The organism is Pseudomonas bubulae (assembly GCF_037023725.1).
Taxonomy (GTDB): domain Bacteria; phylum Pseudomonadota; class Gammaproteobacteria; order Pseudomonadales; family Pseudomonadaceae; genus Aquipseudomonas; species Aquipseudomonas bubulae.
In genome coordinates this window covers 4,441,130-4,465,690 of record NZ_CP146077.1, presented here as the reverse complement: position 1 = coordinate 4,465,690, position 24,561 = coordinate 4,441,130, and the positions used below count along the sequence as shown (strand labels likewise).

21 protein-coding genes, 6 tRNA genes and 1 riboswitch are annotated in these 24,561 nt (G+C 59.0%); of the genes, 15 read left to right on the top strand and 12 right to left on the bottom strand.

The annotated features are described in order from the left end of the window. Positions 1-88: 88 nt before the first annotated feature. The 3 genes from astB (at position 89) to astE (ending at position 2,813) form a co-directional block, all read left to right on the top strand. Positions 89-1,435, top strand: coding sequence for an N-succinylarginine dihydrolase (gene astB, locus V6L81_RS20540; protein WP_095003230.1), 1,347 nt, complete (start codon positions 89-91; stop codon positions 1,433-1,435). Positions 1,436-1,502: 67 nt separating this feature from the next. Beyond that, positions 1,503-1,790, top strand: coding sequence for a hypothetical protein (locus tag V6L81_RS20535; protein ID WP_003440880.1), 288 nt, complete (start codon positions 1,503-1,505; stop codon positions 1,788-1,790). A gap of 12 nt (positions 1,791-1,802) precedes the next feature. Continuing rightward, positions 1,803-2,813: a succinylglutamate desuccinylase gene (astE, locus tag V6L81_RS20530; protein ID WP_095003229.1), complete on the top strand. Its 1,011-nt coding sequence runs from the start codon at positions 1,803-1,805 to the stop codon at positions 2,811-2,813. On the opposite strand, the gene V6L81_RS20525 is transcribed toward astE, so the two are convergent. Then, positions 2,810-4,165 carry a M91 family zinc metallopeptidase gene (locus V6L81_RS20525; protein ID WP_095019714.1) on the bottom strand — a complete coding sequence of 452 codons (1,356 nt, stop codon included), beginning with the start codon at positions 4,163-4,165 and terminating at the stop codon, positions 2,810-2,812. The two genes, astE and V6L81_RS20525, sit on opposite strands and share 4 nt — an antisense overlap. Positions 4,166-4,443: 278 nt before the next feature. Next, on the bottom strand, positions 4,444-4,938 hold the full coding sequence (locus V6L81_RS20520; protein WP_095019218.1) for a 6,7-dimethyl-8-ribityllumazine synthase: 495 nt from the start codon (positions 4,936-4,938) through the stop codon (positions 4,444-4,446). A 131-nt stretch (positions 4,939-5,069) separates the two neighbouring features. Then, positions 5,070-5,240, bottom strand: a riboswitch (FMN riboswitch). A 215-nt stretch (positions 5,241-5,455) separates the two neighbouring features. Between V6L81_RS20520 and ltaE the strand changes: the two genes are divergently transcribed. The 10 genes from ltaE (at position 5,456) to mgtE (ending at position 13,543) form a co-directional block, all read left to right on the top strand. Continuing rightward, a complete protein-coding gene (gene ltaE, locus V6L81_RS20515; protein ID WP_095003367.1) occupies positions 5,456-6,460 on the top strand; it encodes a low-specificity L-threonine aldolase in 1,005 nt (334 codons plus the stop codon). A gap of 146 nt (positions 6,461-6,606) precedes the next feature. Further along, positions 6,607-9,225 carry an alanine--tRNA ligase gene (gene alaS, locus V6L81_RS20510; protein WP_095019219.1) on the top strand — a complete coding sequence of 873 codons (2,619 nt, stop codon included), beginning with the start codon at positions 6,607-6,609 and terminating at the stop codon, positions 9,223-9,225. A gap of 83 nt (positions 9,226-9,308) precedes the next feature. Continuing rightward, the gene (locus tag V6L81_RS20505; RefSeq protein ID WP_095003369.1) at positions 9,309-10,544 is read left to right on the top strand and encodes an aspartate kinase; all 1,236 of its coding nucleotides are present in this window, start codon (positions 9,309-9,311) and stop codon (positions 10,542-10,544) included. A 184-nt stretch (positions 10,545-10,728) separates the two neighbouring features. Further along, positions 10,729-10,917 (top strand): carbon storage regulator CsrA, encoded by a 189-nt coding sequence (gene csrA / locus V6L81_RS20500; RefSeq protein ID WP_095003370.1) that lies wholly within the window; start codon positions 10,729-10,731, stop codon positions 10,915-10,917. Positions 10,918-10,978: 61 nt separating this feature from the next. Continuing rightward, a tRNA-Ser gene (locus V6L81_RS20495) sits at positions 10,979-11,069 on the top strand. Positions 11,070-11,176: 107 nt separating this feature from the next. Continuing rightward, positions 11,177-11,253: transfer RNA gene (locus V6L81_RS20490), tRNA-Arg, on the top strand. A 71-nt stretch (positions 11,254-11,324) separates the two neighbouring features. Further along, positions 11,325-11,401 (top strand) — tRNA-Arg (locus V6L81_RS20485). Positions 11,402-11,472: 71 nt separating this feature from the next. Beyond that, positions 11,473-11,549 (top strand) — tRNA-Arg (locus V6L81_RS20480). A gap of 71 nt (positions 11,550-11,620) precedes the next feature. After that, a tRNA-Arg gene (locus V6L81_RS20475) sits at positions 11,621-11,697 on the top strand. Between the two features lie 403 nt (positions 11,698-12,100). Beyond that, the gene (gene mgtE / locus V6L81_RS20470; protein WP_016782141.1) at positions 12,101-13,543 is read left to right on the top strand and encodes a magnesium transporter; all 1,443 of its coding nucleotides are present in this window, start codon (positions 12,101-12,103) and stop codon (positions 13,541-13,543) included. Positions 13,544-13,618: 75 nt separating this feature from the next. Here the strand turns inward: mgtE and V6L81_RS20465 are convergent, their stop codons facing one another. From V6L81_RS20465 to V6L81_RS20455, 3 genes are all read right to left on the bottom strand, one after another. After that, a complete protein-coding gene (locus tag V6L81_RS20465; protein ID WP_016782142.1) occupies positions 13,619-13,945 on the bottom strand; it encodes an Arc family DNA-binding protein in 327 nt (108 codons plus the stop codon). A gap of 274 nt (positions 13,946-14,219) precedes the next feature. Next, the gene (locus V6L81_RS20460) at positions 14,220-14,396 is read right to left on the bottom strand and encodes a PA3371 family protein (RefSeq protein ID WP_179291755.1); all 177 of its coding nucleotides are present in this window, start codon (positions 14,394-14,396) and stop codon (positions 14,220-14,222) included. A gap of 28 nt (positions 14,397-14,424) precedes the next feature. Next, a complete protein-coding gene (locus V6L81_RS20455) occupies positions 14,425-14,655 on the bottom strand; it encodes a hypothetical protein (protein ID WP_095019285.1) in 231 nt (76 codons plus the stop codon). A 325-nt stretch (positions 14,656-14,980) separates the two neighbouring features. On the opposite strand from V6L81_RS20455, the gene V6L81_RS20450 reads away from it, so the two are divergent. Continuing rightward, positions 14,981-15,057, top strand: a tRNA-Arg gene (locus V6L81_RS20450). 63 nt (positions 15,058-15,120) lie between these two features. Here the strand turns inward: V6L81_RS20450 and V6L81_RS20445 are convergent. The 7 genes from V6L81_RS20445 to V6L81_RS20415 all read right to left on the bottom strand — a co-directional run bounded on the left by V6L81_RS20445 (position 15,121) and on the right by V6L81_RS20415 (position 23,406). Continuing rightward, entirely contained in the window at positions 15,121-16,308 is a 1,188-nt protein-coding gene (locus V6L81_RS20445; RefSeq protein ID WP_095023006.1) for a fumarylacetoacetate hydrolase family protein, read from the bottom strand. 132 nt (positions 16,309-16,440) lie between these two features. Continuing rightward, positions 16,441-18,225, bottom strand: coding sequence for an IlvD/Edd family dehydratase (locus V6L81_RS20440; RefSeq protein WP_095003372.1), 1,785 nt, complete (start codon positions 18,223-18,225; stop codon positions 16,441-16,443). Positions 18,226-18,246: 21 nt separating this feature from the next. Next, positions 18,247-19,131, bottom strand: coding sequence for an NAD(P)-dependent oxidoreductase (locus V6L81_RS20435; RefSeq protein ID WP_169917099.1), 885 nt, complete (start codon positions 19,129-19,131; stop codon positions 18,247-18,249). After that, positions 19,128-20,495, bottom strand: a complete 1,368-nt coding sequence (locus V6L81_RS20430) for an MFS transporter (protein ID WP_095003374.1) — start codon at positions 20,493-20,495, stop codon at positions 19,128-19,130. Before V6L81_RS20430 ends, V6L81_RS20435 begins: the two co-directional genes overlap by 4 nt. A gap of 171 nt (positions 20,496-20,666) precedes the next feature. Next, positions 20,667-21,641, bottom strand: a complete 975-nt coding sequence (gene denD, locus V6L81_RS20425) for a D-erythronate dehydrogenase (RefSeq protein ID WP_095023003.1) — start codon at positions 21,639-21,641, stop codon at positions 20,667-20,669. 37 nt (positions 21,642-21,678) lie between these two features. Next, entirely contained in the window at positions 21,679-22,527 is an 849-nt protein-coding gene (locus V6L81_RS20420; RefSeq protein ID WP_095003376.1) for an ureidoglycolate lyase, read from the bottom strand. A gap of 138 nt (positions 22,528-22,665) precedes the next feature. Continuing rightward, on the bottom strand, positions 22,666-23,406 hold the full coding sequence (locus V6L81_RS20415; RefSeq protein ID WP_095019225.1) for an SDR family oxidoreductase: 741 nt from the start codon (positions 23,404-23,406) through the stop codon (positions 22,666-22,668). 106 nt (positions 23,407-23,512) lie between these two features. Here V6L81_RS20415 and V6L81_RS20410 point away from each other — a divergent pair, with 106 nt between their 5' ends. Then, positions 23,513-24,469 carry a LysR family transcriptional regulator gene (locus tag V6L81_RS20410; protein WP_095003378.1) on the top strand — a complete coding sequence of 319 codons (957 nt, stop codon included), beginning with the start codon at positions 23,513-23,515 and terminating at the stop codon, positions 24,467-24,469. The last annotated feature ends 92 nt before the right edge of the window (positions 24,470-24,561 follow it).

The window sequence follows — 24,561 nt, the reverse complement described above, 5'->3', positions numbered from 1 at the left end:
TGCTCGCGAAAGCCTTAAAGGCCATTCGCGAGCAGGCTCGCTCCCACAGGTGCTGTATGACTTATAACCGTTTTCCGGAGCCTCGCTGATGAAGTCCTTTGAAGTCAATTTTGACGGTTTAGTGGGGCCGACCCATAACTATGGCGGTTTGTCGTTTGGCAACGTCGCTTCCCAGAGCAACAGCCAGCAGGCTTCCAACCCTAAGGAAGCTGCGCTGCAAGGCCTGGAAAAAATGAAAGCGTTGATGGACATGGGCTTTGTCCAGGGCGTGCTGGCCCCGCAAGAGCGTCCGGACGTTGCTGCCTTGCGCAGCCTGGGTTTTGCCGGGACTGATGCTCAGGTGATCGAGCGCGCCGCCAAAGAGGCCATGCCATTGCTGGTCGCCAGCTGCTCGGCCTCGAGCATGTGGGTAGCCAATGCGGCCACAGTCAGCCCCAGTGCCGACACCGCTGACGGTCGCGTGCACTTCACCGCTGCCAACCTCAATTGCAAATACCATCGCAGTATCGAGCACCCGACCACCAGTCGCGTGCTGGGCGCGATGTTTGCCGATCAGGAGCATTTTGCCCACCACGCGGCTTTGCCGGCAGTGGCGCAATTTGGCGATGAAGGTGCAGCCAACCACACGCGTTTTTGCCGCGATTATGGTGAGGCCGGTGTCGAGTTTTTTGTGTTCGGCCGCAGTGCGTTCGACAGTCGTTACCCGGCACCGCAAAAATACCCGGCGCGCCAGACCCTCGAGGCTTCGCAGGCAGTGGCTCGCCTGCATGGCCTGAGCGAGGAGGGTGTGGTGTTTGCCCAGCAAAATCCTGCGGTCATTGACCAGGGTGTGTTTCATAACGACGTGATCGCCGTGGGTAATGGTGAACTGTTGTTCCATCACCAGGATGCTTTCCTCAATACCGAGCAGATGCTGGCCGAGTTGCAGGCCAAGCTGGCGACCCGCGGCGCCAACTTCCAGTCGATCAGCGTGCCCCGTGATCAGGTGGCCGTGGAAGATGCCGTGCGCTCTTATCTGTTCAACAGCCAGCTGCTGAGCCGCGCCGATGGCTCGATGCTATTGATCGTGCCTGAAGAGTGTCGTGCCAACCCGCGCGTGTGGCAGTACCTGCAAGGGCTGACGGCCGCTGGCGGGCCGATCCGTGAGGTCAAGGTGTTCGACCTCAAGCAGAGCATGCAGAATGGCGGTGGTCCGGCGTGCCTGCGCCTGCGGGTCGCGCTCAACGAAACCGAGCTGGCGGCCGTCAACCCCGGCGTGATCATGACCCCGGCGCTGTACGACACCCTGACGGTCTGGGTGAACAAACATTATCGTGATGCTTTGCGCGAAAGTGACCTGGCTGATCCACAATTGCTGCTTGAATGCCGCACGGCATTGGATGAACTGACGCAAATCCTTAAACTGGGCGCGGTTTACCCCTTCCAGATCAATTGAAAGGCGCTGTGCCTGGGCGATAGTTGACGCCGGGCACGCACCTTCACACCCCAATGAGAGCGATGAAATGACTGATACCCTGAAGCTGATCCTTGAAGACACCGACGGTACCCAGCTGGAAACGTCCTGCACGCGCGTTGCCGTCATGTGGCAGGGCAAGGAATTGTGGATTCAGCAGGACGGCCGTGGCCAGTTGCTGATCGGTGTAGACGTTGAAGAAGGCGATGCCGAATACGCCAACCTGCTGCTGCGCCCATTGGCGACTAACCTTGTGAGCCTGCAACTGGAAATGGAACCGGCTGATCTGGGCGATGATGAAGACGGTCACGTACACGGTCCGGACTGCAACCACTGATAAGGAAGTTCTATGCTCGCTCTCGGCAAACTGCTTGAACTGACCTTGGCCGGACGTGAACCGGCCGAGAAAACTCAACTGACTGTCGACGGCGTGCGGATGCGCTGGCTGACCGAAGGCGCGCTTGAAGTGCGCCCGCCCGAGGCTCGTGACAACGGTATGGATCTGTTGTTGTCAGCCGGCATCCATGGCAATGAAACAGCGCCGATCGAGTTGCTTGATCGCCTGTTGCAGGCCATTGCACGGGGTACTATCAAGCCCCGTGCGCGAATTCTGTTCCTGTTCGGCAACCCCGGCGCCATGCGTACTGGCGCACGTTTTGTCGAGGAAGACCTCAACCGGCTGTTCAACGGCCGTCACGAAAGCAGCAGTGGCCCCGAAGCCCTGCGTGCTTGCGAGCTTGAACACCTGGCTGAAACCTTTTTCAGCCCTCCCGGGCGTACTCGTCTGCACTACGACTTGCACACGGCCATTCGAGGGTCGAAGATCGAGCAGTTTGCGTTGTATCCCTTCAAGGAGGGCCGTAGCCACTCTCGCGAAGAGCTGTCGCGCTTGCGTGCGGCCGGGATGGAAGCGGTGCTGTTGCAAAACAAGCCCTCCATTGTGTTCAGTGCCTATACCTACGATCGCTTGGGCGCCGAGGCGTTTACCCTTGAGTTGGGCAAGGCCCGGCCTTTCGGGCAGAACGGCGGAGTCAATGTCGAACGTCTGGAGCAGCGTTTGCAGCAGATGATCGAGGGTAGCGAGCCAGCACTGGCCGATGCTTCGCTCGAGGGTTTGCAGTTGTTCAGTGTGGCGCGTGAAGTCATCAAGCACAGTGATGCCTTTATCCTGCACTTGCCTGCCGATATCGAAAATTTCAGCGAGTTGCCCAAGGGCTATCTACTGGCGCAAGACGCCGGCAAAACCCGCTGGATTATTGAAGAAGAGGGTGCGCGGATCATCTTTCCCAACCCTAAAGTCAAAAATGGCCTGCGCGCCGGTATCATTATCGAACCGACAACCCTGGCCCCACAGGGTTAATCATCCGAGTAATGGATATAGGTTTTGCGCAGGGGCAGCCCCAGTTCTTCGCGTATGCCGTTTTCGCTGAACTGTGCCGGGTTCGTGGGGAGGGCAGGGGTTGCAGGGTCTTTATCGAAGTCAAAGGGCTCTGTGTTGCAAGGTAAGCCCACGGCCTGCAGTTCATCATTTTTCACCAGCGCAGCTTGCTTGGTTCCCTGATGCCCGTCGGGGCTTGCGCCTAAAAATCGTGTGCCCGTGACAAAGTTGTAGGCGTGGCATAGCTCGTGGTAGAGAGAGGTAAGCGGTATCGCGCCGGGTGTGGAAAATGCCGGGTTGTAGTACACCGTTCCTCCGAAATCAGGCAGACCTGCCATCCCGACCTGAATAAAAGACCGGCCATCACCCAGATTGGGTATGTATAGGCCGTTATTTACCTGCTTGAGTTCGGCGATGGTGATGGGTTTCTGGCTTTTACGAATACTTTTTGTCAGTTCGCGCAGTAGCTGGCTCCCGTTGCCGGAGCTCAGCAACAGTTTCAAGTCATCCTGAACCCTTACGATAAACTCTTCGCTGCCTTGAATAATCAGCCCTGATTCCGGCAGGGGGATTGGGCTGCCAATAAATGTATTGGCGACCTTTTTGTGCGGGGTGATTCTGCCTTCGGCGATATAGGTGGGCTCGCTGTCGGTGAATACTTTGTCCCTGTCTTTTATTTGATTGAGGATGTCCTGGCCCTGGCCGGTATAGATCACATTGGAGCCCGCTCCGGCTGTAATAAGGTCATCGCCGTCGCCCCCGCATAGAATGCTGTGGCCCTGGCCTCCGACGGCTACATCGTCACCTTCTCCTGCGTCGATAAAGGCCATGCCGGCCCCGCCACGAAAAAAGTCTGCCCCTTTGCCCGTGTAGGCAACGGTTGTGCCCGTGCCATTGGCGTTGACGATGTCATTGCCATCTCCAGTGTCTACGTAGCTGGTGCCCCCACGGGTCATCACCATGTCATCGCCAGTACCGGTCAGCACCGTGGACTTGCCGCTGCTGGTCACGACGGTGTCATTGCCGGGGCCGGTTTCGATATGAAAGGTGTTTTTCAGGGTGTCGGCGATGTAAACCGTATCGTTGCCGTTCAAGGTATGAATTTCGATGATCTGCTTTGCACTTGCAGGCTTTATCCGATAGCGCTCATGGTTCAGGTCGATCAGCAGAGAGTCGTTGTCGCCCTTGGTGACGCAAATGGATGCCCGCGCCACCGAGGCACGGAAGACCAGGCGGTCAATGGGGCGGGGGTACAGGACGCCTTCAGTGACGTAGCGCACGAGGGTGGCGTTATCGCCAATATGAAGAATGCTTTGTGTGGTGCTCTCTGTCACATGGGGCAGGGGGTGTGAAACCGTTGTTTCGGTTCTTTCGAGCGGGGCCTGGGCACCGCCGTCAAACTCGAAATGATGAGGGGCTGGCAGAGGGGTAGTTGTTACTGGGGGCGGGGTTGGGCACATAAGAGATGCTCCTGGGCGTCAAGTTCAAATGTCATCGGTGACCGGGCACCTGTGTCGACAATTGAAACGCCTGGATGGCTTATGTGTGCGTTACATGTTTATGGTGTGCTCCCCGGCGAGCCTGGTTTCAGGGCTGGCCGGGGAATCAGGCATTACACCGCGCGTTTTTGCTGGGTATCCATGCGCTTGATGTTGCGGATTTTCTGCAGTGTGTCTACGCACGTCCGGGCGGCTTCCTGGCCTTTGTGCACGAAGTGCTCAAAGAAAAACTTCTGATGCTCCTCACCGGCGTGGAAGTGGTGCGGCGTGAGGCTGACGGAGAACACCGGCACTTCGGTTTCCAGTTGTACTTGCATCAGGCCGCTGACGACCGTCTGGGCAACAAAGTCGTGACGGTAGATGCCGCCATCCACGACCAGTGCGGCGCCGACAATTCCGGCGTAACGACCGGTCTTGGCCAGCAGTTTGGCGTGCAGCGGGATCTCGAATGCGCCGCCGACTTCGAAGAAATCGATGTCGCTTTCCTGATAGCCCAGCACCAGCATTTCGGCCAGGAAGCCCTTGCGGCTCTGGTCGACAATCTCTTTGTGCCAGGAAGCCTGGATAAATGCGACACGTTCGTTGTGGTGAATAGCTGTAGGTTGCATGTTCAGATTCCTGTTTGTGTGAAAAACAGGGCATATGAATCGAATGGGATTAAAGGGTACGTTCAGGAGGGCAGCGCACGGCCATACGGCATCGCCACTATCCCGCCTGGTTGACGGCCCTTTGGCGCCAATCCCGTTCTCTCTTCATCCGGACTATGACCGTCGGCCCCGGGATCACACCGGGTCTGCTGACCTTGGTTTATTCCTGGCCGAAGCTCAAGAATGTGCCAAGCGCTCGCGGGCTATGCGCTTTGCGCGCAATTACCGCCGGTGGGGAGTCGCACCCCGCCCTGAGAACGTTGCCACCAGCCTTTCTGGCGGCGGACATTTTGTATCACATATTTTTCGAGTATGCATTGATGCTTTTTGCTAATAGCTATCAGTTTTTCCATTTCATTAATAAGGTAATTCCTACGTGAGTATCCGAATATTGTCGATCGCTGCAGAGTAGGCTTGTTCTGGCGGGAATCGCACGTTTAGCATTCAACACTGATCAAACCTTGCCGAGGCCAATGCCATGTCTGTTATCGATCTTCGTAGTGACACCGTGACCCAACCCACCCCAGGCATGCGTGAAGCCATGGCAAATGCGCCTATGGGCGATGATGTGTATGGCGAAGATCCTTCGGTGAACAAACTGGAATCCGAGCTGGCATTGCGCCTGGGCTTTGCCAGGGGGCTGTTTGTGCCCACCGGCACCATGAGCAACCTGCTGGCCTTGATGGCGCATTGCGAGCGCGGTGATGAATACATCGTCGGTCAGCAGGCTCACACCTATAAGTACGAAGGTGGCGGGGCGGCGGTCCTGGGGTCCATTCAGCCGCAACCGCTGGAGGTGCAGGCCGATGGCTCGCTTGATCTGAAACAGGTGGCTGCCGCGATCAAACCGGATGACTTCCACTTTGCCCGCACCCGCCTGCTTGCGCTGGAAAACACCATGCAAGGCAAGGTGCTGCCCACCGAGTACCTGGCAGCGGCCGGCCGCCTGACCCGCGAGCACGGCCTGGCGCTGCATCTTGATGGCGCGCGGTTGTACAACGCGGCGGTCAAACTGGGCGTTGACGCCGGTGATATCACCCGCCATTTCGATTCGGTATCGGTCTGTCTGTCCAAAGGCCTGGGCGCGCCCGTGGGGTCGGTGTTGTGCGGCACCGCCGAGCTTGTCTCCCGCGCCCGGCGCCTGCGCAAGATGGTCGGGGGCGGCATGCGCCAGGCCGGTCAACTGGCGGCTGCCGGGCTGTATGCACTGGATCATCAGGTGGCGCGTCTGGCCGATGACCATGCCAATGCCCAGTTGCTGGCCGAGGGCCTGCGTGCTGCCGGTTATGAGGTTGAGCCGGTGCAGACCAATATGGTCTACGTCCAGATCGGTGAGCGTGCCGAGGCACTCAAGGCCTTTGCGGCCGGCCAGGGGATCAGGCTCAGTGCCGCGCCGCGCTTGCGAATGGTGACGCACATGGATGTCAGTCGCAGCCAGATTGAGCAGGTGATAGCGGTTTTTGCCGAGTTTTCCCTTCAATAAGCGTTCAATCCGTCCAATTGCTTGTCGCTATCGTATAAACACGCTGTACCCGGGGCGAAGGGCCGATATAATGCGGCCCTTTGCGAGTCGCACTGTCGATTGACGTGATTTACTTGCCTCTGGCCGCAGCCTCCGTGGAAGAACCTATGAAAAGCGCAGAAATCCGTGAAGCCTTCCTTCGCTTCTTCGAGGAGCAAGGTCACACCCGTGTCCCTTCCAGCTCCTTGGTCCCTAATAACGACCCGACCCTGCTGTTCACCAACGCGGGGATGAACCAGTTCAAGGACTGTTTCCTGGGTCAAGAAAAACGTGCCTACACCCGAGCGACCAGCAGCCAGAAGTGCGTGCGTGCCGGCGGCAAGAACAGCGACCTGGAAAACGTCGGTTACACCGCCCGTCACCACACCTTCTTTGAAATGCTCGGCAATTTCAGCTTTGGCGATTACTTCAAGAAAGATGCGATCAATTTCGCCTGGACCTTCCTGACCGGTGTTCTCAAGCTGCCCAAAGACAAGCTGTGGGTGACCGTCTACGCCAGCGATGACGAAGCCTACGACATCTGGACCCAGGACGTCGGCGTGCCTGCCGAGCGCATGATCCGTATCGGCGACAACAAGGGCGCGCCGTATGCATCGGACAACTTCTGGACCATGGGCGATACCGGCCCGTGCGGCCCGTGCACCGAGATTTTCTACGATCACGGCCCGGAAATCTGGGGTGGCCCGCCGGGCTCGCCAGACGAAGACGGCGACCGTTACATCGAAATCTGGAACAACGTTTTCATGCAGTTCAACCGCACCGCCGATGGCGTGTTGCATCCGTTGCCAGCGCCGTCGGTAGACACCGGCATGGGCCTGGAGCGGATCAGTGCGGTGATGCAGCACGTCAACTCCAACTACGATATCGACCTGTTCCAGAGCCTGCTGACCGCAGCGGCGGACGCGATCGGCTGCGCCAACGAAGGCCAGGCATCGCTCAAGGTGGTAGCGGACCATATCCGTTCGTGCAGCTTCCTGATCGCCGACGGTGTACTGCCATCGAACGAAGGTCGCGGCTACGTGCTGCGCCGCATCATTCGTCGCGCCTGCCGTCATGGCAACAAGCTGGGTGCTACTGGCAATTTCTTCTACAAGATCGTCGCGGCCCTGGTGGCCGAGATGGGTGCCAGCTTCCCGGAGCTGGTGCGCGAGCAGGCCAATATCGAGCGCGTGCTCAAGGCTGAAGAAGAGCAGTTCTCCAAGACCCTGGAGCAGGGTCTGAAAATCCTCGAGCTGGATCTGGCTGAGCTCAAGGGCACCGTGGTGCCTGGCGACGTAGTGTTCAAGCTCTACGACACCTACGGCTTCCCGATGGACCTGACGGCCGATATCGCCCGCGAGCGCAACCTGACCGTGGACGAAGAAGGCTTCGAACGCGAGATGGAAGCCCAGCGTGTGCGTGCCCGTTCGGCCAGCTCGTTTGGCCTGGACTACAACACCCTGGTCAAAGTCGACGTGCCGACCGAGTTTGTCGGTTACAACGCTACCCAGGCCTCGGCCAAGGTGGTTGCGCTGTATAAAGAAGGGCAGTCGGTTGCCAGCCTGAACGAAGGCGACGAGGGTGTGGTGATTCTCGACCAGACCCCGTTCTATGCCGAATCGGGCGGTCAGGTCGGCGATTGCGGTTACCTGCAGGCGGGTGCTGCCCGCTTTGACGTGCGCGACACCACCAAGACCGGTGGCGCTTTCCTGCACCACGGCGTGGTTGCTGCGGGCGGCCTGAAAGTGGGCGAAACCGTTGAAGCCCAGGTGGACGCCGATGTGCGTCACGCCACGGCGCTGAACCACTCGGCCACCCACTTGCTGCACGCCGCCTTGCGCCAGGTTCTGGGCGAGCACGTTCAGCAGAAAGGCTCTCTGGTTGACAGCCAGCGCATGCGTTTTGACTTCAGTCACTTCGAAGCGATCAAGCCTGAGCAGATCAAGGCGCTGGAAGATATCGTCAACGCCGAGATTCGCAAGAATACCCCGGTCGAGACTGAAGAAACCGACATCGAAACCGCCAAGGAAAAAGGCGCCATGGCGCTGTTTGGCGAGAAGTACGGCGACAGCGTGCGCGTGCTGAGCATGGGTGGTGATTTCTCGGTTGAGCTGTGTGGTGGTATCCACGCCAAGCGCACCGGTGATATCGGCCTGATGAAAATCATCAGCGAAGGCGGTGTAGCCTCCGGTATCCGTCGTATTGAAGCGGTGACCGGCGCAGCCGCACTGGCTTACCTAAATGCTGCCGAAGAGCAGCTCAAGGAAGCCGCCAGCCTGGTCAAGGGCTCGCGCGAGAACCTGGTCGACAAATTGTCGGCGGTACTTGAGCGCAACCGTCAGCTGGAAAAACAGCTTGAGCAGTTGCAGGCCAAGGCCGCAAGCGCAGCGGGTGATGATCTGTCATCGTCGGCAGTGGACGTAAAAGGCGTGAAAGTGTTGACCGCCCGCCTGGACGGTCAAGACGGCAAGGCGCTTCTGGCGCTGGTAGATCAGCTGAAGAACAAGCTCGGTCGTGCGGTGATCCTGCTCGGCAGTGTCCATGAAGACAAGGTTGTACTGGTTGCAGGCGTAACCAAAGACCTGACTGGCCAACTCAAAGCCGGTGATTTGATGAAGCAGGCTGCTGCGGCAGTGGGCGGGAAGGGCGGTGGTCGTCCGGACATGGCGCAAGGTGGCGGTGTTGATGCTGCAGCCCTGGACGCCGCGCTGGCTCTGACCGTGCCATTTGTCGAGCAGGGTATCTGAGGTCCAGAACGCGCCGTTGTCTAGTAACGGCGCGTTGTTTGAATGATAAATGGGCGCCCTTTATGGGCTGAGGCTGCTTTGAAATGGCTTTGATCGTACAGAAATTCGGAGGCACCTCGGTCGGCACTGTCGAGAGAATCGAGCAGGTCGCCGATAAAGTTAAGAAGTTCCGCGAAGCCGGCAATGATCTGGTGATCGTGCTATCGGCCATGAGCGGCGAAACCAATCGCCTGATCGACCTGGCCAAGCAAATCAGCGATCAGCCGTTGCCGCGTGAGCTGGATATGATTGTATCCACGGGCGAGCAGGTGACTATTGGTCTGCTGTCCATGGCGCTGAACAAGCGTGGTGTGCCGGCCGTGTCCTACACCGGCAGCCAGGTGCGCATCCTCACGGACAGCTCGCACACCAAGGCCCGTATCCTGAAAATTGACGATCAGAAGATTCGCGCTGATCTCAAGGCCGGTCGTGTGGTTGTGGTTGCCGGTTTCCAGGGCGTTGATGAGCTCGGCAATATCACCACGCTGGGCCGTGGCGGTTCCGATACCACGGGTGTGGCGCTGGCAGCGGCCCTCAAGGCTGATGAATGCCAGATCTACACCGATGTTGACGGCGTCTACACCACTGACCCGCGGGTTGTGGCCAAGGCGCAGCGTCTGGAAAAGATCACCTTCGAAGAAATGCTGGAAATGGCCAGCCTGGGTTCCAAGGTGTTGCAGATCCGCGCAGTCGAGTTCGCCGGCAAGTACAACGTTCCGCTGCGCGTTTTGCACAGCTTCAAGGAGGGTCCAGGTACCCTCATTACTATTGATGAAGAGGAATCCATGGAACAGCCGATCATTTCTGGTATCGCGTTCAATCGCGACGAAGCCAAGCTGACCATCCGTGGCGTGCCGGACACCCCGGGCGTGGCGTTCAAGATTCTGGGCCCGATCAGCGCGGCCAACATCGAAGTCGACATGATCGTGCAGAACGTTGCGCACGATAACACCACCGATTTCACCTTCACCGTACACCGCAATGACTACAATGCGGCGCAAAGCGTGCTGGAAAATACCGCTCGCGAGATCGGTGCCCGTGAAGTGGTGGGCGACACCAACATTGCCAAGGTTTCGATCGTGGGTGTGGGCATGCGCTCTCATGCAGGCGTTGCCAGCCGCATGTTTGAATCGCTGGCCAAGGAAAACATCAACATCCTGATGATCTCGACTTCCGAGATCAAAGTGTCTGTTGTGATCGAAGAAAAGTACCTGGAGCTGGCCGTGCGTTCCCTGCACACCGCTTTTGATCTGGATGCGCCAGCCCGACAGGGCGAGTAAGGCGTTGCCAGAAGGGCGCGGTTAATCCGCGCCCTTTGTTTTTTGGCAGGCATGCACGAAGCCCACCCGTTTTGTCATGTTGGTCAATACTAAGGAGCGCAGAGTGCTACTAGTCGCTAGTAGGCTCGGGCTCTTTTTTTTTGCAGACTGTTGTCCCTGAAAAGATAAGTGTGAGGAGAAACGTATGCTGATTCTGACTCGCCGTTGTGCGGAAAGCCTGATCATAGGCGATGGCGAAATTACCGTGACCGTATTGGGCGTCAAAGGCAACCAGGTGCGCATTGGCGTCAATGCTCCCAAGGAAGTGGCCGTACACCGTGAAGAGATCTACCTGCGGATCAAGAATGAAAAGGATGAAGAACCAAGTCTTTAATTTTATTTAAGTTTTTAGTTGCATGCGGGGAAAAGGCTGGTTATTATACGCCCCGTGTTGCGGAGAGGTGGCCGAGTGGCCGAAGGCGCTCCCCTGCTAAGGGAGTACATCTCAAAAGGGTGTCGGGGGTTCGAATCCCCCCTTCTCCGCCATTATTCATGTAGCACGTTGTAATCTAGGCAGTTCAGTAAGTTGTTGAAAATACTGAAAAAAAATCTTGCCAGAGAGATTCAACGGTCTATAATGCGCCGCTTCAAATGCACTCGTAGCTCAGCTGGATAGAGTACTCGGCTACGAACCGAGCGGTCACAGGTTCGAATCCTGTCGAGTGCACCATTTAAGAGTCAATTGCCAAGGCGATTGGTTTTGCTTCAACCAGCGGTGGTCTGGTCTATCAAACACAACTTGCACTCGTAGCTCAGCTGGATAGAGTACTCGGCTACGAACCGAGCGGTCACAGGTTCGAATCCTGTCGAGTGCACCATTTAAGAGTCAATCGCCCAGGCGGTTGGTTTTGCTTCAACCAGCGGTGGTCTGGTCTATCAAACACAACTTGCACTCGTAGCTCAGCTGGATAGAGTACTCGGCTACGAACCGAGCGGTCACAGGTTCGAATCCTGTCGAGTGCACCATTTAAGAGTCAATTGCCCAGGCAGTTGGCTTTGCTTCAGCCAGCGGTGGTCTGGTTTAACAAACACAACCTGCACTCGTAGCTCAGCTGGATAGAGTACTCGGCTACGAACCGAGCGGTCACAGGTTCGAATCCTGTCGAGTGCACCAAACATCAAAAAGCCCGCACATTGTGCGGGCTTTTTGTTATCTGCGATTTGGCTATTGCTGTCATCCTCGCGACTTGTCTTGTGTTTATTCTGGTTCTTGTCCCTGCTCGTCAACGGCTACAAGGTTGAATTTCAGCTTTGAGTTGTGCCCTGTGCAACTCATCCTTCGTCGCACAAGCAGTGCGCAGGCGCCGTCTGGCGGTTTTTCGCAAGCTTTTGTTATCTCCAAGATTTTTGCGTCATTAATTTTCAAGCCGTGTATGATTGCGCCCGTCAGCCCCGCCGGGGCTTGTGGAATACCTCCATGGACTTACCCAGTAGTAACTCAGCATCCCGCTTTACCAATCATGAATTGACTGATTGATCCTTCCGGCGTGCCCTGCTGCTGGGAGTGGAGTTCGCCTATGACCGAAGTTGAAGTAAAGAAAACCCAAGAAAGCCTGCAAAGCCGCCTTGCTCAAGTTATTGAGCTGCTTAATCGCCAGCGTGTGGTCGAAGATCTGACTCATCGTCAGGAAGGCCATCACCATGACCGGGTCGAGAACCTGGTCCATCGGCAAAACCTTGTTGAACTCCAGCGCAAGCTGGAAGACCTGCACTCCGCAGACGTTGCCTATATCCTCGAAGCATTGCCTCTGGACGACCGCCTGACGGTCTGGCAGCTGGTCAAGGCTGATCGCGATGGCGACATCCTGCTCGAAGTATCCGACTCGGTGCGTGAAACCCTGATCGCCGACATGGACGATCACGAGCTCCTGGCAGCCGCCAAGGAGATGGACGCCGACGAACTTGCTGACCTGGCTCCCGAGCTGCCGCGAGACGTCGTCCATGAGCTGATGGAGACCCTGGATGGCCAGCAGCGTGAGCGCGTGCGCTCCGCACTGTCCTATAACGAGGACCAGGTCGGCGCCCTGATGGACTTCGAGATGGTGACCATCCGTGAGGATGTCAGCCTTGAAGTCGTGCTGCGTTACCTGCGTCGCCTCAAGGAGTTGCCGGGCCATACCGACAAACTGTTCGTGGTCGATTACGACGGTGCGCTCAAAGGTGTGCTGCCGATCAAGCGTCTGCTGGTCAACGACCCTGAAAAACAAGTGTCTGAGGTCATGGCCAACGACCCGGTGAGTTTTCACCCGGACGAAGATGCCTACGATGCTGCTCAGGCATTTGAACGTTATGACTTGATTTCGGCCCCCGTAGTCGACAAGAACGGCAAGCTGATCGGCCGTCTGACCATCGATGAAATGGTCGACCTGATCCGTGAAGAGAGTGAAAACGAAGTTCTCAACATGGCCGGTCTGCGAGAAGAAGAAGACATCTTCGCCTCGGTGTGGAAGTCCCTGCGTAACCGTTGGGCCTGGCTGGCAGTCAACCTGGTCACGGCATTTATTGCTTCGCGGGTGATTGGCCTGTTCGAAGGCTCGATTGAAAAGCTGGTGGCTCTGGCAGCACTGATGCCCATCGTGGCCGGTATTGGCGGTAACTCCGGCAACCAGACCATTACCATGATCGTGCGCGCTATGGCCCTGGATCAGGTTAACACCGGCAGCACTTCGCGGTTGATGCGCAAGGAGCTCGCCGTGGGCCTGATCAATGGTCTGGTGTGGGGTGGCGTGATTGGTGTTGTGGCCTACCTGCTGTATGGCAGCTGGTCGCTCGGCGTGGTGATGACCGCAGCCATGACCCTCAACCTGCTGCTGGCAGCACTGATGGGGGTATTGATACCAATGACGCTGGCCCGCCTGGGGCGTGATCCGGCCATGGGCGCAAGCGTGATGATCACCGCCATGACCGACAGTGGCGGGTTCTTCATCTTTCTGGGGCTGGCGACTATCTTCCTGCTTTGATCATTATGTACAGGGCGCGAACAGCGCCCATAAAAAAAGCCAGCATTTGCTGGCTTTTTTTATGCCTGAGTTAAATCAGGATTCTTCAGAGGCTGCTTCAGCATCGTGAGCAATCAGTGATACCAGGGCGTTTTGCTGGCGGTGTGACAACTGGCGGAAGCGTTGCAGCAGCTCACGCTCATGCAGGGAAAGCTCGGGGCTGTCGAGGCGCATGCTGAGCTCATCACCCAGAACGCCTTCCTGGATAAGGCTTTGCTCGAGACGAGCAATGATTTCAGAGTTCATGCTGCGGTGATGGTTGCGAGCCACTTCGGCGATGCGCTCGCGCATTCCGTCTGGCAGGCGAACGACGAACTTGTCAGCCGTGCGGCTGGAGTAAATTGCCTGTTTCAATGGGCGCATTTTAGTTAACCGGTTAGTTCAGGGGAGCGGTTCTCGGGAATTGGCCGCAGGATGTGTTTAAGACCGTCCTTATAGCCAAATGTTCAACCTGAATTGCTAAGAGGCGCGCATCATGCCTCAAATCTGCCACTTCCCTGGCGTCAATTCTGTGACAAATATTGAACCGGATAAAGGCGTTATGCCAGTAGGTCTTGTTAAAAATATACACTCGAATGGGTGGCTTAGCGATTAACCCAGCAAATTAATGGGTTTTCCCCCTTGCCTATGGGCAGTTTCAGCGCAATTGCGGGTCAAACTTGAACCTGCGACCAAGCAGCAGCGCCACCAGCCAGCAAGCGAAAAACACCGCGGCGGCGATCAAGGGCAGATTGCCAAATTCGTTACTGGTGAATACATCCAGGGCAAGGCTCGACAGTGCCAGCATTAACAGAGCCAAAGCGATTTTGGACATGATTTCTTACCCATCTCTCAATGTGCTTTCAAAAGACCCAGCGTTCACCCGCAGGTGCCTGGTCGGCGACGGGCTGGTTGGCAGCCAGACGAGGTGTCACGCGGCTGGTCTCTTTCATCACCGCAACCTGTGGCCGCGGTTTGTTGAAGGTAGCCGTCATTTCAACAGGCTGCTCGGCCGAAACGGGCTCGGGCAGAAAATGAAAAACCAGCAATACGGCCAGCGCGAGGGTGTTTAACAGTAGTAGCGTGCTGTTCATGGCGGTCATCTCTGAGAGCATGGACGGGATACTGTTAATAGAGCAGTCTTCGTGCCAACTGTAACAAGGCTAAAAAACCTTATAAAACAGCGAGTTGAGCCGTATATTCAAGAGTGTTTAATTGCATTTTGCAATGATGGCTTTTTGATGTAGTGCAAATTGCACGATGGCCGCCTGAGCCTTGCCTGTGCTGTGCAGTCGATCGCAACCTCGTACCGCTCATCGGAGGCAAAAAAAGTCTGTTTAGGCCGCTGTCTTACAGTTAAAAAGACCACTCACGACATGACAAACCCAGGCATGCCCGTTACCATGCACGCCGTTATTTGTCTCAGTAGCTCAATTGGATAGAGCATCCCCCTCCTAAGGGGAAGGTTGCAGGTTCGAACCCCGCCTGGGACACCAGATACGCAAAGGCCCCGCACTGTTGAACAGGCGGGGCCTTTTTTGTGGCTTTCAATCAGCCAGTCAGGCCTGGCCGAGCAGCCCGCGGCCCGCCAGGTTCTTCATCAGTGCACTGACCCCGAACGCCCATTGTGGCGCCTGGTCGCTGCCGGTCACGCGGTTGTGCAACGCTCCCAGTGTCGGTGACGAGATGCTTACAACATCATCGGCCTTATGGGTAAACCCCTGGCCCGGTTGGTCGCGGTCTTCTGTAGGAGCGAACAGGGTACCCAGGAACAGGACAAAACCGTCCGGGTACTGGTGGTTGGCGTTGAGCGTCTGTTCGGCCAGGTCCGCCGGGTCGCGGCTGATCTGGTTCATTGAGCTTTTGCCGTTCAGCACGTAGCCATCGACACCTTCAACACGCAAGGTCACTTCACAATGGCGCACGTCGTCGAGGTTGAAGTGTTCGTCAAACAGGCGAATAAAGGGCCCCAGCGCACAGGAGGCGTTGTTGTCCTTGGCCTTGCTCAGCAGTAACGCGCTGCGACCTTCGAAGTCGCGCAGGTTGACGTCGTTGCCCAGGGTCGCGCCGTGGATCCGGCCCTGGCTGTCTACCGCCAGCACCACTTCCGGCTCCGGGTTGTTCCAGCTTGAACCGGGGTGGATGCCAATGGCGCTGCCGCTGCCCACAGCAGCGAGGATCGGTGCCTTGGTGAAAATTTCGGCGTCGGGGCCGATACCCACTTCCAGGTACTGCGACCACATGTTCTGTTCGATCAGCACTTGTTTGAGGCGCATGGCTTCTGGCGAGCCGGGGCGCAGGTCGCGCAGGTTATTACCAATCACTTCGTGCACCAGGGCACGAACCTCTTCGGCACGGTGGGCATCGCCTCCGGCTTTTTCCTCGATCACCCGTTCGATCATGCTGGCAGCAAAGGTGACACCCGCCGCCTTGATCACTTGCAGATCTGCCGGGGCCAGCAGGTAGGGTTTGGCCATGTCGCGCTGCTCGCCGCTGTTGGCCAGCAAGGCCTGGATCGTGCCCAATACGGTGCCGCGGATTTCACGCACGGCTTGCAGCGGGTTGTCGCTATCGAGCAGCAGGCTCAGGGTGGGGAAGTGGGCCGTGCAGTCGATTACTTCACCGTCACGAATCACCACCACGGCCGGGCCGCCACGTTCGCCGGGCAACCACACGCGACCGACCAGGGTGGCGCGCTGCCAGTCATCGGGCAGGGTGTTTTCTATGGTCAATTGCAGCGTTTGCATATACGTGATCCTTGAAAAGAGTGCTTGGTGGGAGCGAGCTTGGTCGCGATCAAGTCACCACGGGTTGGCTGACCATCTGCAGTATCTGCTTCGCGAGCAGGCTCGCTCCCACAGGTAATGTGTTTGTCGTGTCTAGTGGGAGTGACGGGGCGGGCCGTTTTCCGGGATCACGCGCCAGTACAGGGTGGCCGGTTCGAGGCAGCCGCCGGTGGAGAGCTGGCCGACCAGTTGGCGGTAGAGTTCCTGCCACGGAGTTTGTGACGGGGCCAGCGGTGGCAGCGGTTCCTGGCGGCGTTCGTTGAGCACGCTTTCGTCCACCAGCAGGTTGACGCTGCGCGCGTTGAGGTCGACGCGCAGGCGATCGCCGGTGCGCAGTAACGACAGACCGCCACCCACCGCAGATTCCGGGGACATGTTGAGAATTGACGGGCTGGCCGAGGTGCCGCTTTGGCGGCCATCACCCATGCAGGGCAGGGAGTCGATCCCGGCCTTGATCAGGTTGGAAGGTGGCGCCATGTTCACGACCTCGCCGCTGCCGGGGAAGCCCACGGTGCCGCAGCCTCGAATCACCAGAATGCAGCGCTCGTCGATGTCCAGCGAAGGGTCGTTGATCCGCGCCGTGTAGTCTTCCGGGCCCTCGAACACAATAGCCCGCGCTTCGAAGCTGTTGGGTTGCAACGGGTCGCTGAGGTAGGTCTTGCGAAATGCTTCGCCCACCACTGACATTTTCATGATGGCACTGTCGAAGAAGTTGCCGCTGAGTACGATAAAACCGGCTCGGTGCATCAGCGGGTCTTCGTAGGAACGGATCACGTCACGGTCGCCGGTGACGCAGTCGGCAACCACGTCACCCATGCTGCGGCCACTGACCGTGAGGCAGTCGCGGTGCAGGCGGCCGACCTTGTCCAGTTCATGCATCACCGCCGGTACACCGCCTGCGCGGTGGAAGCTTTCACCCAGGTACTCGCCGGCGGGCATGCAGTTGACCAGCAAGGGCACGTCTTCGCCGACGCGCTGCCAGTCTTCCAGTGACAGCTCGATACCGCTGTGGCGGGCGATGGCAATCAGGTGCGGCGGGCAGTTGGTGGATGCGCCCAGCGCCGAGGCCACGGCAATGGCGTTTTCGAAGGCTGCGTGGGTCATGATCTGGGAGGGGCGTACGTCTTCGCGCACCAGGTCGACGATGCGCATCCCGGTGGCATAGGCCATTTGCCCGCGCTCGCGGTACGGTGCCGGGATGCTCGCGCAGCCGGGCAGGGACATACCCAGTGCCTCGGCCAGGGCGTTCATCGACAGCGCAGTGCCCATGGTGTTGCAGTGACCCACCGACGGCGATGATGCGGTGGTCAGGGTCATAAAGCCTTCGTAATCGATTTCGCCGGCGCTGAGCAGATTGCGCGCATGCCACAGTACGGTGCCCGAACCAATGCGCTGGCCTTTGTGCCAGCCGTCGAGCATCGGCCCGCCGGACAGTACGATGGAAGGCAGGTCAGTGGTGGCCGCAGCCATCAGGCAGGCCGGGGTGGTTTTGTCGCAACCGGTGGTCAGCACCACGCCGTCCAGCGGGTAACCATGCAGCACCTCGACCAGGCCCAGGTAGGCGAGGTTGCGGTCGAGGGCCGCGGTGGGGCGGCGCGACTGTTCGGCAATCGGGTGTACCGGAAACTCCATCGGGATGCCACCTGCATCGCGAATGCCGTCCTTGACCCGCTTGGCCAGTTCGATGTGATGGCGGTTGCAGGGCGTCAGGTCGCTGCCGGTCTGGGCGATGCCGATAATCGGCCGCCCCGATTGCAGTTCGGCGCGGGTCAGGCCCTGGTTCATGTAACGTTCCACATACAGTGCGGTCAGGTCGGCGTGGCTTGGGTCGTCGAACCACAGCTGGCTGCGCAGGCGGCGTGGGGTTGAATCGGTCATGGCAGGCTCCGGCTGATTATTTTATTCAGGCAATGGGTTGTTGCGGCGCAACTGGCGGATCAGTCCGGCGTGGTCGAGTTCGCCGTCACCGGCCTCGACCATGGCGGCAAACAGGCTGTCCACCAGGCGGCCGACCGGCAGGTCCAGGCCCAGCTTCTGCGCCTGGGCGAGGGCGGTGCGGGTGTCTTTGAGCTGCCATTTGGCCGGGCCACCGGGAGTGAAATCGTTGTTCAGCATGCGTTGGCCGTGCTGGCGCCAGATCGGCGAGTCGACAAAACCACCCATCAACGCTTCGTGGACCTTTGCCGGGTCGGCGCCGCCGCGCTCGGCCAGCAGCAAGCCCTCGGCGACGGTGGCGATGGTGCTGGCGACGATCAACTGGTTGACCAGCTTGGACAACTCGCCGGTGCCCGCCGGGCCGACATGCACCGGGCGGCCCATGGCGGCCAGTACTTCGCGGCCCTGCTCAAAGGCGGCCGTTTCGCCGCCAACCATGATTGCCAGGCTGGCCTCCCGCGCTCCGCGCTCGCCCCCCGACACCGGAGCATCGAGGTAGCGCAGGCGGCGTTCGGCACACAACCGCGCCTGTTCAACGGCGGTGTCGACCGGGATCGAACTCATCACGATCACCAGCGCCCCCGGTGCCAGTGCCAGGGCGGCACCGTTTTCACCAAACAGCACCTCGTCACAGGTTGGGCCATCGCTGAGCATGCAGATCAGCACCTGAGCACCGTCTGCCGCGCCTGCCGGGGTCGGCGCAACCGCCGCCCCCAGTGTTGCCAGCGCCTGCAACTTGCCCGGGGAGCGGTTCCAGGCCCGCACCGGGAAGCCGGCGTGCAGCAGGTTGCGGGCCATGGGCAGGCCCATGATCCCGGTACCGATAAAGGCTACGCTTGGCAGGTTCATGCTTTTCCTCCAGTGGCAGGGGCCAGTGCGGCGCCAATTTGCGATTCTTTATTGCGCGGCATCAGCACCATGCCCAGGCCACCCAGGCCAACCAGTGCGGCGATCACCAGAAACCCCGGGGTGTAGCTGCCGGTCACGGTGAACAGGTAGCCGGTCAGGTAAGGGCCGATAAAACCGCTGAGGTTGCCGATGGAGTTGATCAGGCCAATGCCCACGGCCGCGCCGACACCGGTCAGCACTTGCCCGGGGACTGCCCAGAACACGTTGATCGCGCTGTACACGCCCATCGCCAGCAGAATGAAACCGATGACAATGATCCACGGCTGGTTGAGCCACAGCGCCACGGCAATCGACACTGCCGCGAGCATGGCGGCACCGCCGGCATGCCAGTGACGTTCTTGCAGGCGGTCAGAGCGCCGGCTCCACCAGATCATCGCCACAGCAGCAACGGCATAGGGAATGGCGGTGATCAGGCCGTTCTGCATCAGGCCGATTTCCAGGCCGAAGGTACCGCGGAACGATGCCAGAACCGTTGGCATGAAGAAGTTCATCGCGTTGGAGCCCGAGGTGATGCCGAAATACACCAGTGCCAGCAGCCATACCTGGCGGTTGCACAGGGCCTTGCGGATCATCTGGCCCTTGGTCGGTTGCACTCCCACCACCAGCGGTTTGTTGCGCTCTTCCTGGGCCAGGGTGTTGATCAGCCAGGTGCGCTGTTTGTCGGTCAGCCAGTGGGCATCGGCCGGGTGGTCGGTGAGGTAGAAGTAGCACACCACACCGAGGATCACCGCCGGTACGGCTTCGACGATGTACATCAGGCGCCAGCCGACAAAGCCCCAGGCATCGCCCATCTCCATCAGGCCCACCGACAGCGGTGCGCCGATGATTTGCGCGATGGGTACGCCCAGATAAAACGAGGCGATCATGCGTGCGCGATAGCGGCTCGGGAACCACAGCGACAGCAGATAGATCACGCCAGGGAAGAACCCGGCTTCGGCAATACCCAGCAGCACGCGCAGGGAGATGAAGTGGATTGGCGTCTGCAGGAAACCCATGGCGCCGGCGATGATGCCCCAGGTCACCATGATCCGCGCGATCCATACACGGGCGCCGTAGCGGTGCAGCAAAATGTTGCTCGGCACTTCGAACATGAAATAGCCGAGGAAGAAAATACCTGCGCCCAGGCCATAAATGGTCTGGCTGATGCCGATATCTTCGTTCATGCGCAGTGCGGCGAAACCGACGTTGTTGCGGTCCAGAAAGGCGACCACAAACAGCAGTACAAGAAAAGGAATCATGCGCCTGGTCACGCGCTTGATTGTCTGTTGTTCGATGTCCGAGACATCGGTGAGTGGAGTAGTCATGTGGCACGACCTCAGTTTTTATTGTTGTGAGTAGCGTGAGCGTTGCAGCATTTGGGTGAGACAGGGCTTTTTGTGGGAGCGGACTTGCTCGCGATGGGATCGCTGCGGGGCTTCAGTTGCACCGCGTCGCCTTGATCGCGAGCAAGCCCGCTCCCACAAGGGGGTGGTGGGCTATTTGTCGGCCGTATCCTCGATATGTGCGCGCACGATGGCATCGAAGTCCGCGTCGGCGGTAAAGCCCAGGGCACGGGCACGGGGGGCTTCTACCTTGCTCGGCCAGCTTTCGACGATACGCTGGATAGTCGCGTCGGGCTCCCAGCGAATCAGTTTGGCCACGTCATCACCGGCCACCCGTTGCAGCGCCGCGACCATGTCGGCCACGGTGGTGGTCACGCCCGGCAGCGGGATAATGCGCTGGTTGCCCAGGGTTTCTGGCGACAGGGTCATGCCCAGCAGCATCGACTCAATAATGCGCCGCGGCGAGGTGAGATAAACCTGGGTATCCGGGCGTACCGGGCATACGGCAGGCAGGCCCACCAGTGGCTCGCGGATGATCGAACTGAAGAAGGTCGAGGCCGCCTTGTTCGGCTTGCCGGGGCGTACAGCCACGGTTGGCAGGCGCAGCACCCGGCCGTCGACAAAGCCTTTGCGCGCATAGTCGGCGACCAGCAATTCGCCTACGGCTTTTTGCATGCCGTAGGACGATTGTGGGGTAAGCACGGTGTTGTCATCGACTACTGGCGGCAGGGCGCCGCCGAATACTGCAAAACCGCTGGCGTAGACGAAGCGCGGCGCGTTGCCTTGCTTGCGCAGGGTTTCGAGCAGCAGCATCAGGCCGTGCAGGTTGACCTGCATGCCCAGGTCGAAATCCGCTTCGGCCGCCGAGCTGACCACGGCTGCCAGATGCCATACCAGATCCACGCCATCGGTGACGCGGGCGATGACATCGGGGTCGGCTATATCGCCGGTCACCAGTTCGATACGCGGGTCGCTCGGCACATCTTCGCCGGCAAAGGCGTCGAACAACACGATGCGCTCAATGGTGCGAGGCGCCTGGCCTTCAAAGGTCAGGCTGTTCATGTCGAGCAGGCGCTGGGCCAGTTGTTTGCCGATAAAGCCGGTGCCGCCAGTAATCAGAATGCGCATGTGTAAAACCCTTTCTTATAGTTGTGTGAGCGTGAAGTCAGTCGGCCTGTACGGTGAGCTGGCGCTGTTCGCCAAGGCCGCTGATGCCCAGGTGCATGACCTGGCCTGCGCGCAGGTACACCGGGGTTGGCTTGATCCCCAGGCCCACACCCGGCGGTGTGCCGGTGGAAATCACGTCGCCCGGTTGCAGCGACATGCAGCGGCTCAGGTAAGCAATCAGGGCCGGGATCTGAAAGACCATGGTGCGGGTGTTGCCGTTCTGGTAGCGCTGTCCGTCGACTTCAAGCCAAAGGTCGAGCTGGTGCGGGTCGCTGATCTCATCGCGGGTCACCAGCCATGGTCCGAGGGGGCCAAAGGTGTCAAAGCCCTTGCCCTTGTCCCAGGTGCCGCCACGTTCGATCTGCCATTCGCGCTCCGACACATCGTTGATCACGCAGTATCCGGCCACGTGCTCCAGGGCGTTATGTTCATCGATATTGCGTCCACCCTTGCCGATCACCACGCCCAGCTCGACTTCCCAGTCGGTTTTGGTCGAGTCGCGGGGGATTTCCACGTTGTCGTTGGGACCGCAGATGGCGCTGGTCCATTTGCTGAATACCACCGGTTCCGACGGCACCGCCAGGCCCGACTCGGCAGCGTGGTCGGCGTAGTTCAGGCCGATGCAGATAAACTTGCCGACCTGGCCGACGCAGGCGCCGATACGTGGCGAACCGCTGACCAGGGGCAAACTGGCGGGGTCGATTTTGCTCAGTGTTTCCAGGCTTGCGGCTGACAGCGCAGCGCCTGCAACGTCGGCGATATGCGCCGACAAATCGCGGATATTGCCTTGGGCATCGAGCAGGCCGGGTTTTTCCTGACCTTTATCGCCGTAGCGCAGCAGTTTCATAAAAGCTCCTTTGGTGCATGGAAATAAATCTAGTGTGGGAGCGAGCCTGCTCGCGAATGCATCAATGCGGTGCCACTTAAACACCGAGGTGCCTGCATCGCGAGCAGGCTCGCTCCCACAGGGTTTCCCACAAAATGCTTAATTACTCATCCCGCCATCGATCACCTGGACGGTGCCGGTGGTATAGCTGCTGGCATCGCTGGCCAGGTACAGCGCCAGTTGTGCGATTTCTTCAGCGCTGCCGATGCGGCCCATGGGCTGGCGGTCAACAAAGGCCTGATAGACCTCAGCTTCGGAGCGCCCTTGCTCAAGGGCCTGTTCGGCGATGCGCTGGCGTAGCGAAGGGGAGTCCACCGTGCCGGGGCAAATGGCGTTGCAGCGAATGCCCTGGCGCACGTAGTCGGCGGCGACCGATTTGGTCAGGCCGATCACCGCAGCCTTGCTGGCGGTGTAGGCAAAGCGGTTGGGCACGCCTTTGACGCTGGAGGCCACCGAAGCCATGTTGATGATCGAGCCGCCGCCGTTTTCCAGCATGCCGGGGAGGAAGCCGCGGATCATGCGGTACATGGCGGTGACATTGAGGTCGAAAGAAAATTGCCAGGCCTGCTCGTCGCACTCCAGCAGGGCACCGCTGTGCACATAGCCTGCGCAGTTGAACAGCACGTCGATAGCGCCCAGTTGCTGGCAGATGGCATCGATGGCGCAAGCTTGGGTCACGTCCAGGGGCAGGACTTGAATACCGGGGATATCTTGCAGGGCTTCGACATGCAGGTCGGTGGCGATGACCTGCGCGCCCGCATCGCGAAAGGCCAGTACCGAAGCGCGGCCTATGCCTTGCGCCGCAGCAGTTATCAGCACACGTTTGTTGGCTAGGTTCATGACGAAAGTCCGTTGTTATTATTTGGCCCAACAGCTGCACACTAATATTGCTTTGCGATAATCGCCAATGAGATATTCTCAGGTCTTAATAACCGGGGGTTATCGGATGGCGGATGTCGGATTTAACCAGTTGTGCAACTGGCTGCGGTTTCGCCATTTGGTGCTGATCGACACCCTGGCGCGCACGCAAAACATGCATGCGACTGCGCAGGAAATGAGCATCAGCCAGCCAGCCGTGAGCAAGATGTTGCGCGAAATCGAGCACCAGCTGGGCTTCGAAGTATTTGCCCGTTTGCCGCGCAGCATGACCCTTACCGATCTGGGCAGCCATGTGGCCCGTTTTGCCCAGATCGCGTTGAACGACACCGGTCAGTTTGTCAGCCAGATCAACCATCTGCGCCAGGGTGGGCATGGCCTGATCAAGGTCGGCACCATTTATGCGGCCACAGCCCTGGCCGTGCCTGCTGCCATTGTGCGGGTCAAGCAGGACTGGCCGTTGCTCACCGTGCAAGTGCTTGAGGGCACCAGTGCCAATATGCTGACCTTGCTCGAACACAAGGAACTGGACCTGGTGGTGGCCCGTTTTACCCTCGATCGTCATCGTGAGTTGTTTGAATTCCAGGCGCTGGCGCCGGAGCCGTTGTGCCTGGTTACGGGCAGCCAGCACCCGCTGGCCGGGGCCAGTGAAGTGCCACTGGCGGATTTGGGCAGTTGGCCGTGGGTGATTTACCCGACGGGCACGCCGATGCGCGCGCGGGTGGAAAAAGCCTTCGTCGAAGCAGGCATGCAGACCCCGGAAAACACCGTCGAAACCGTGTCCTTGCAGACCACCATGCAACTGCTGCAAACCACGCCGTCGGTGGCGATGCTGGCCGAGTCGATGGTCGAACCGGAAATCCAGGCCGGTCGCCTGACTCGCCTGGCCTTGCCGTTTCCGCTGGTGCTGGCTGACTACGGGGTGATTACCCGGCGCAACGATGTCCCGCAGTGGTCGGCAAAAGCCTTTATCGACGCCTTGTTAAGTGGTCCCGATGCCCTGCGCGGTGCTCGCCAGACACCTTGATAACGCGCGGTTATTAACTGATGGAATGATGTAATTGGGCACAGGCCAAACCGCCCTCTAAAGTGAGCGTCGCCCCACCTGTCGGGTAGGGG

What these genes read in the sequence shown, in the direction of transcription:
- astB (WP_095003230.1), top strand. Translation starts at nt 89, where the DNA reads ATGAAGTCCTTTGAAGTCAATTTTGACGGTTTAGTGGGGCCGACCCAT.
- V6L81_RS20535 (WP_003440880.1), top strand. Translation starts at nt 1,503, where the DNA reads ATGACTGATACCCTGAAGCTGATCCTTGAAGACACCGACGGTACCCAG.
- astE (WP_095003229.1), top strand. Translation starts at nt 1,803, where the DNA reads ATGCTCGCTCTCGGCAAACTGCTTGAACTGACCTTGGCCGGACGTGAA.
- V6L81_RS20520 (WP_095019218.1), bottom strand. Translation starts at nt 4,938, where the DNA reads ATGCAACCTACAGCTATTCACCACAACGAACGTGTCGCATTTATCCAG.
- ltaE (WP_095003367.1), top strand. Translation starts at nt 5,456, where the DNA reads ATGTCTGTTATCGATCTTCGTAGTGACACCGTGACCCAACCCACCCCA.
- alaS (WP_095019219.1), top strand. Translation starts at nt 6,607, where the DNA reads ATGAAAAGCGCAGAAATCCGTGAAGCCTTCCTTCGCTTCTTCGAGGAG.
- V6L81_RS20505 (WP_095003369.1), top strand. Translation starts at nt 9,309, where the DNA reads ATGGCTTTGATCGTACAGAAATTCGGAGGCACCTCGGTCGGCACTGTC.
- csrA (WP_095003370.1), top strand. Translation starts at nt 10,729, where the DNA reads ATGCTGATTCTGACTCGCCGTTGTGCGGAAAGCCTGATCATAGGCGAT.
- mgtE (WP_016782141.1), top strand. Translation starts at nt 12,101, where the DNA reads ATGACCGAAGTTGAAGTAAAGAAAACCCAAGAAAGCCTGCAAAGCCGC.
- V6L81_RS20465 (WP_016782142.1), bottom strand. Translation starts at nt 13,945, where the DNA reads ATGCGCCCATTGAAACAGGCAATTTACTCCAGCCGCACGGCTGACAAG.
- V6L81_RS20460 (WP_179291755.1), bottom strand. Translation starts at nt 14,396, where the DNA reads ATGTCCAAAATCGCTTTGGCTCTGTTAATGCTGGCACTGTCGAGCCTT.
- V6L81_RS20455 (WP_095019285.1), bottom strand. Translation starts at nt 14,655, where the DNA reads ATGAACAGCACGCTACTACTGTTAAACACCCTCGCGCTGGCCGTATTG.
- V6L81_RS20445 (WP_095023006.1), bottom strand. Translation starts at nt 16,308, where the DNA reads ATGCAAACGCTGCAATTGACCATAGAAAACACCCTGCCCGATGACTGG.
- V6L81_RS20440 (WP_095003372.1), bottom strand. Translation starts at nt 18,225, where the DNA reads ATGACCGATTCAACCCCACGCCGCCTGCGCAGCCAGCTGTGGTTCGAC.
- V6L81_RS20435 (WP_169917099.1), bottom strand. Translation starts at nt 19,131, where the DNA reads ATGAACCTGCCAAGCGTAGCCTTTATCGGTACCGGGATCATGGGCCTG.
- V6L81_RS20430 (WP_095003374.1), bottom strand. Translation starts at nt 20,495, where the DNA reads ATGACTACTCCACTCACCGATGTCTCGGACATCGAACAACAGACAATC.
- denD (WP_095023003.1), bottom strand. Translation starts at nt 21,641, where the DNA reads ATGCGCATTCTGATTACTGGCGGCACCGGCTTTATCGGCAAACAACTG.
- V6L81_RS20420 (WP_095003376.1), bottom strand. Translation starts at nt 22,527, where the DNA reads ATGAAACTGCTGCGCTACGGCGATAAAGGTCAGGAAAAACCCGGCCTG.
- V6L81_RS20415 (WP_095019225.1), bottom strand. Translation starts at nt 23,406, where the DNA reads ATGAACCTAGCCAACAAACGTGTGCTGATAACTGCTGCGGCGCAAGGC.
- V6L81_RS20410 (WP_095003378.1), top strand. Translation starts at nt 23,513, where the DNA reads ATGGCGGATGTCGGATTTAACCAGTTGTGCAACTGGCTGCGGTTTCGC.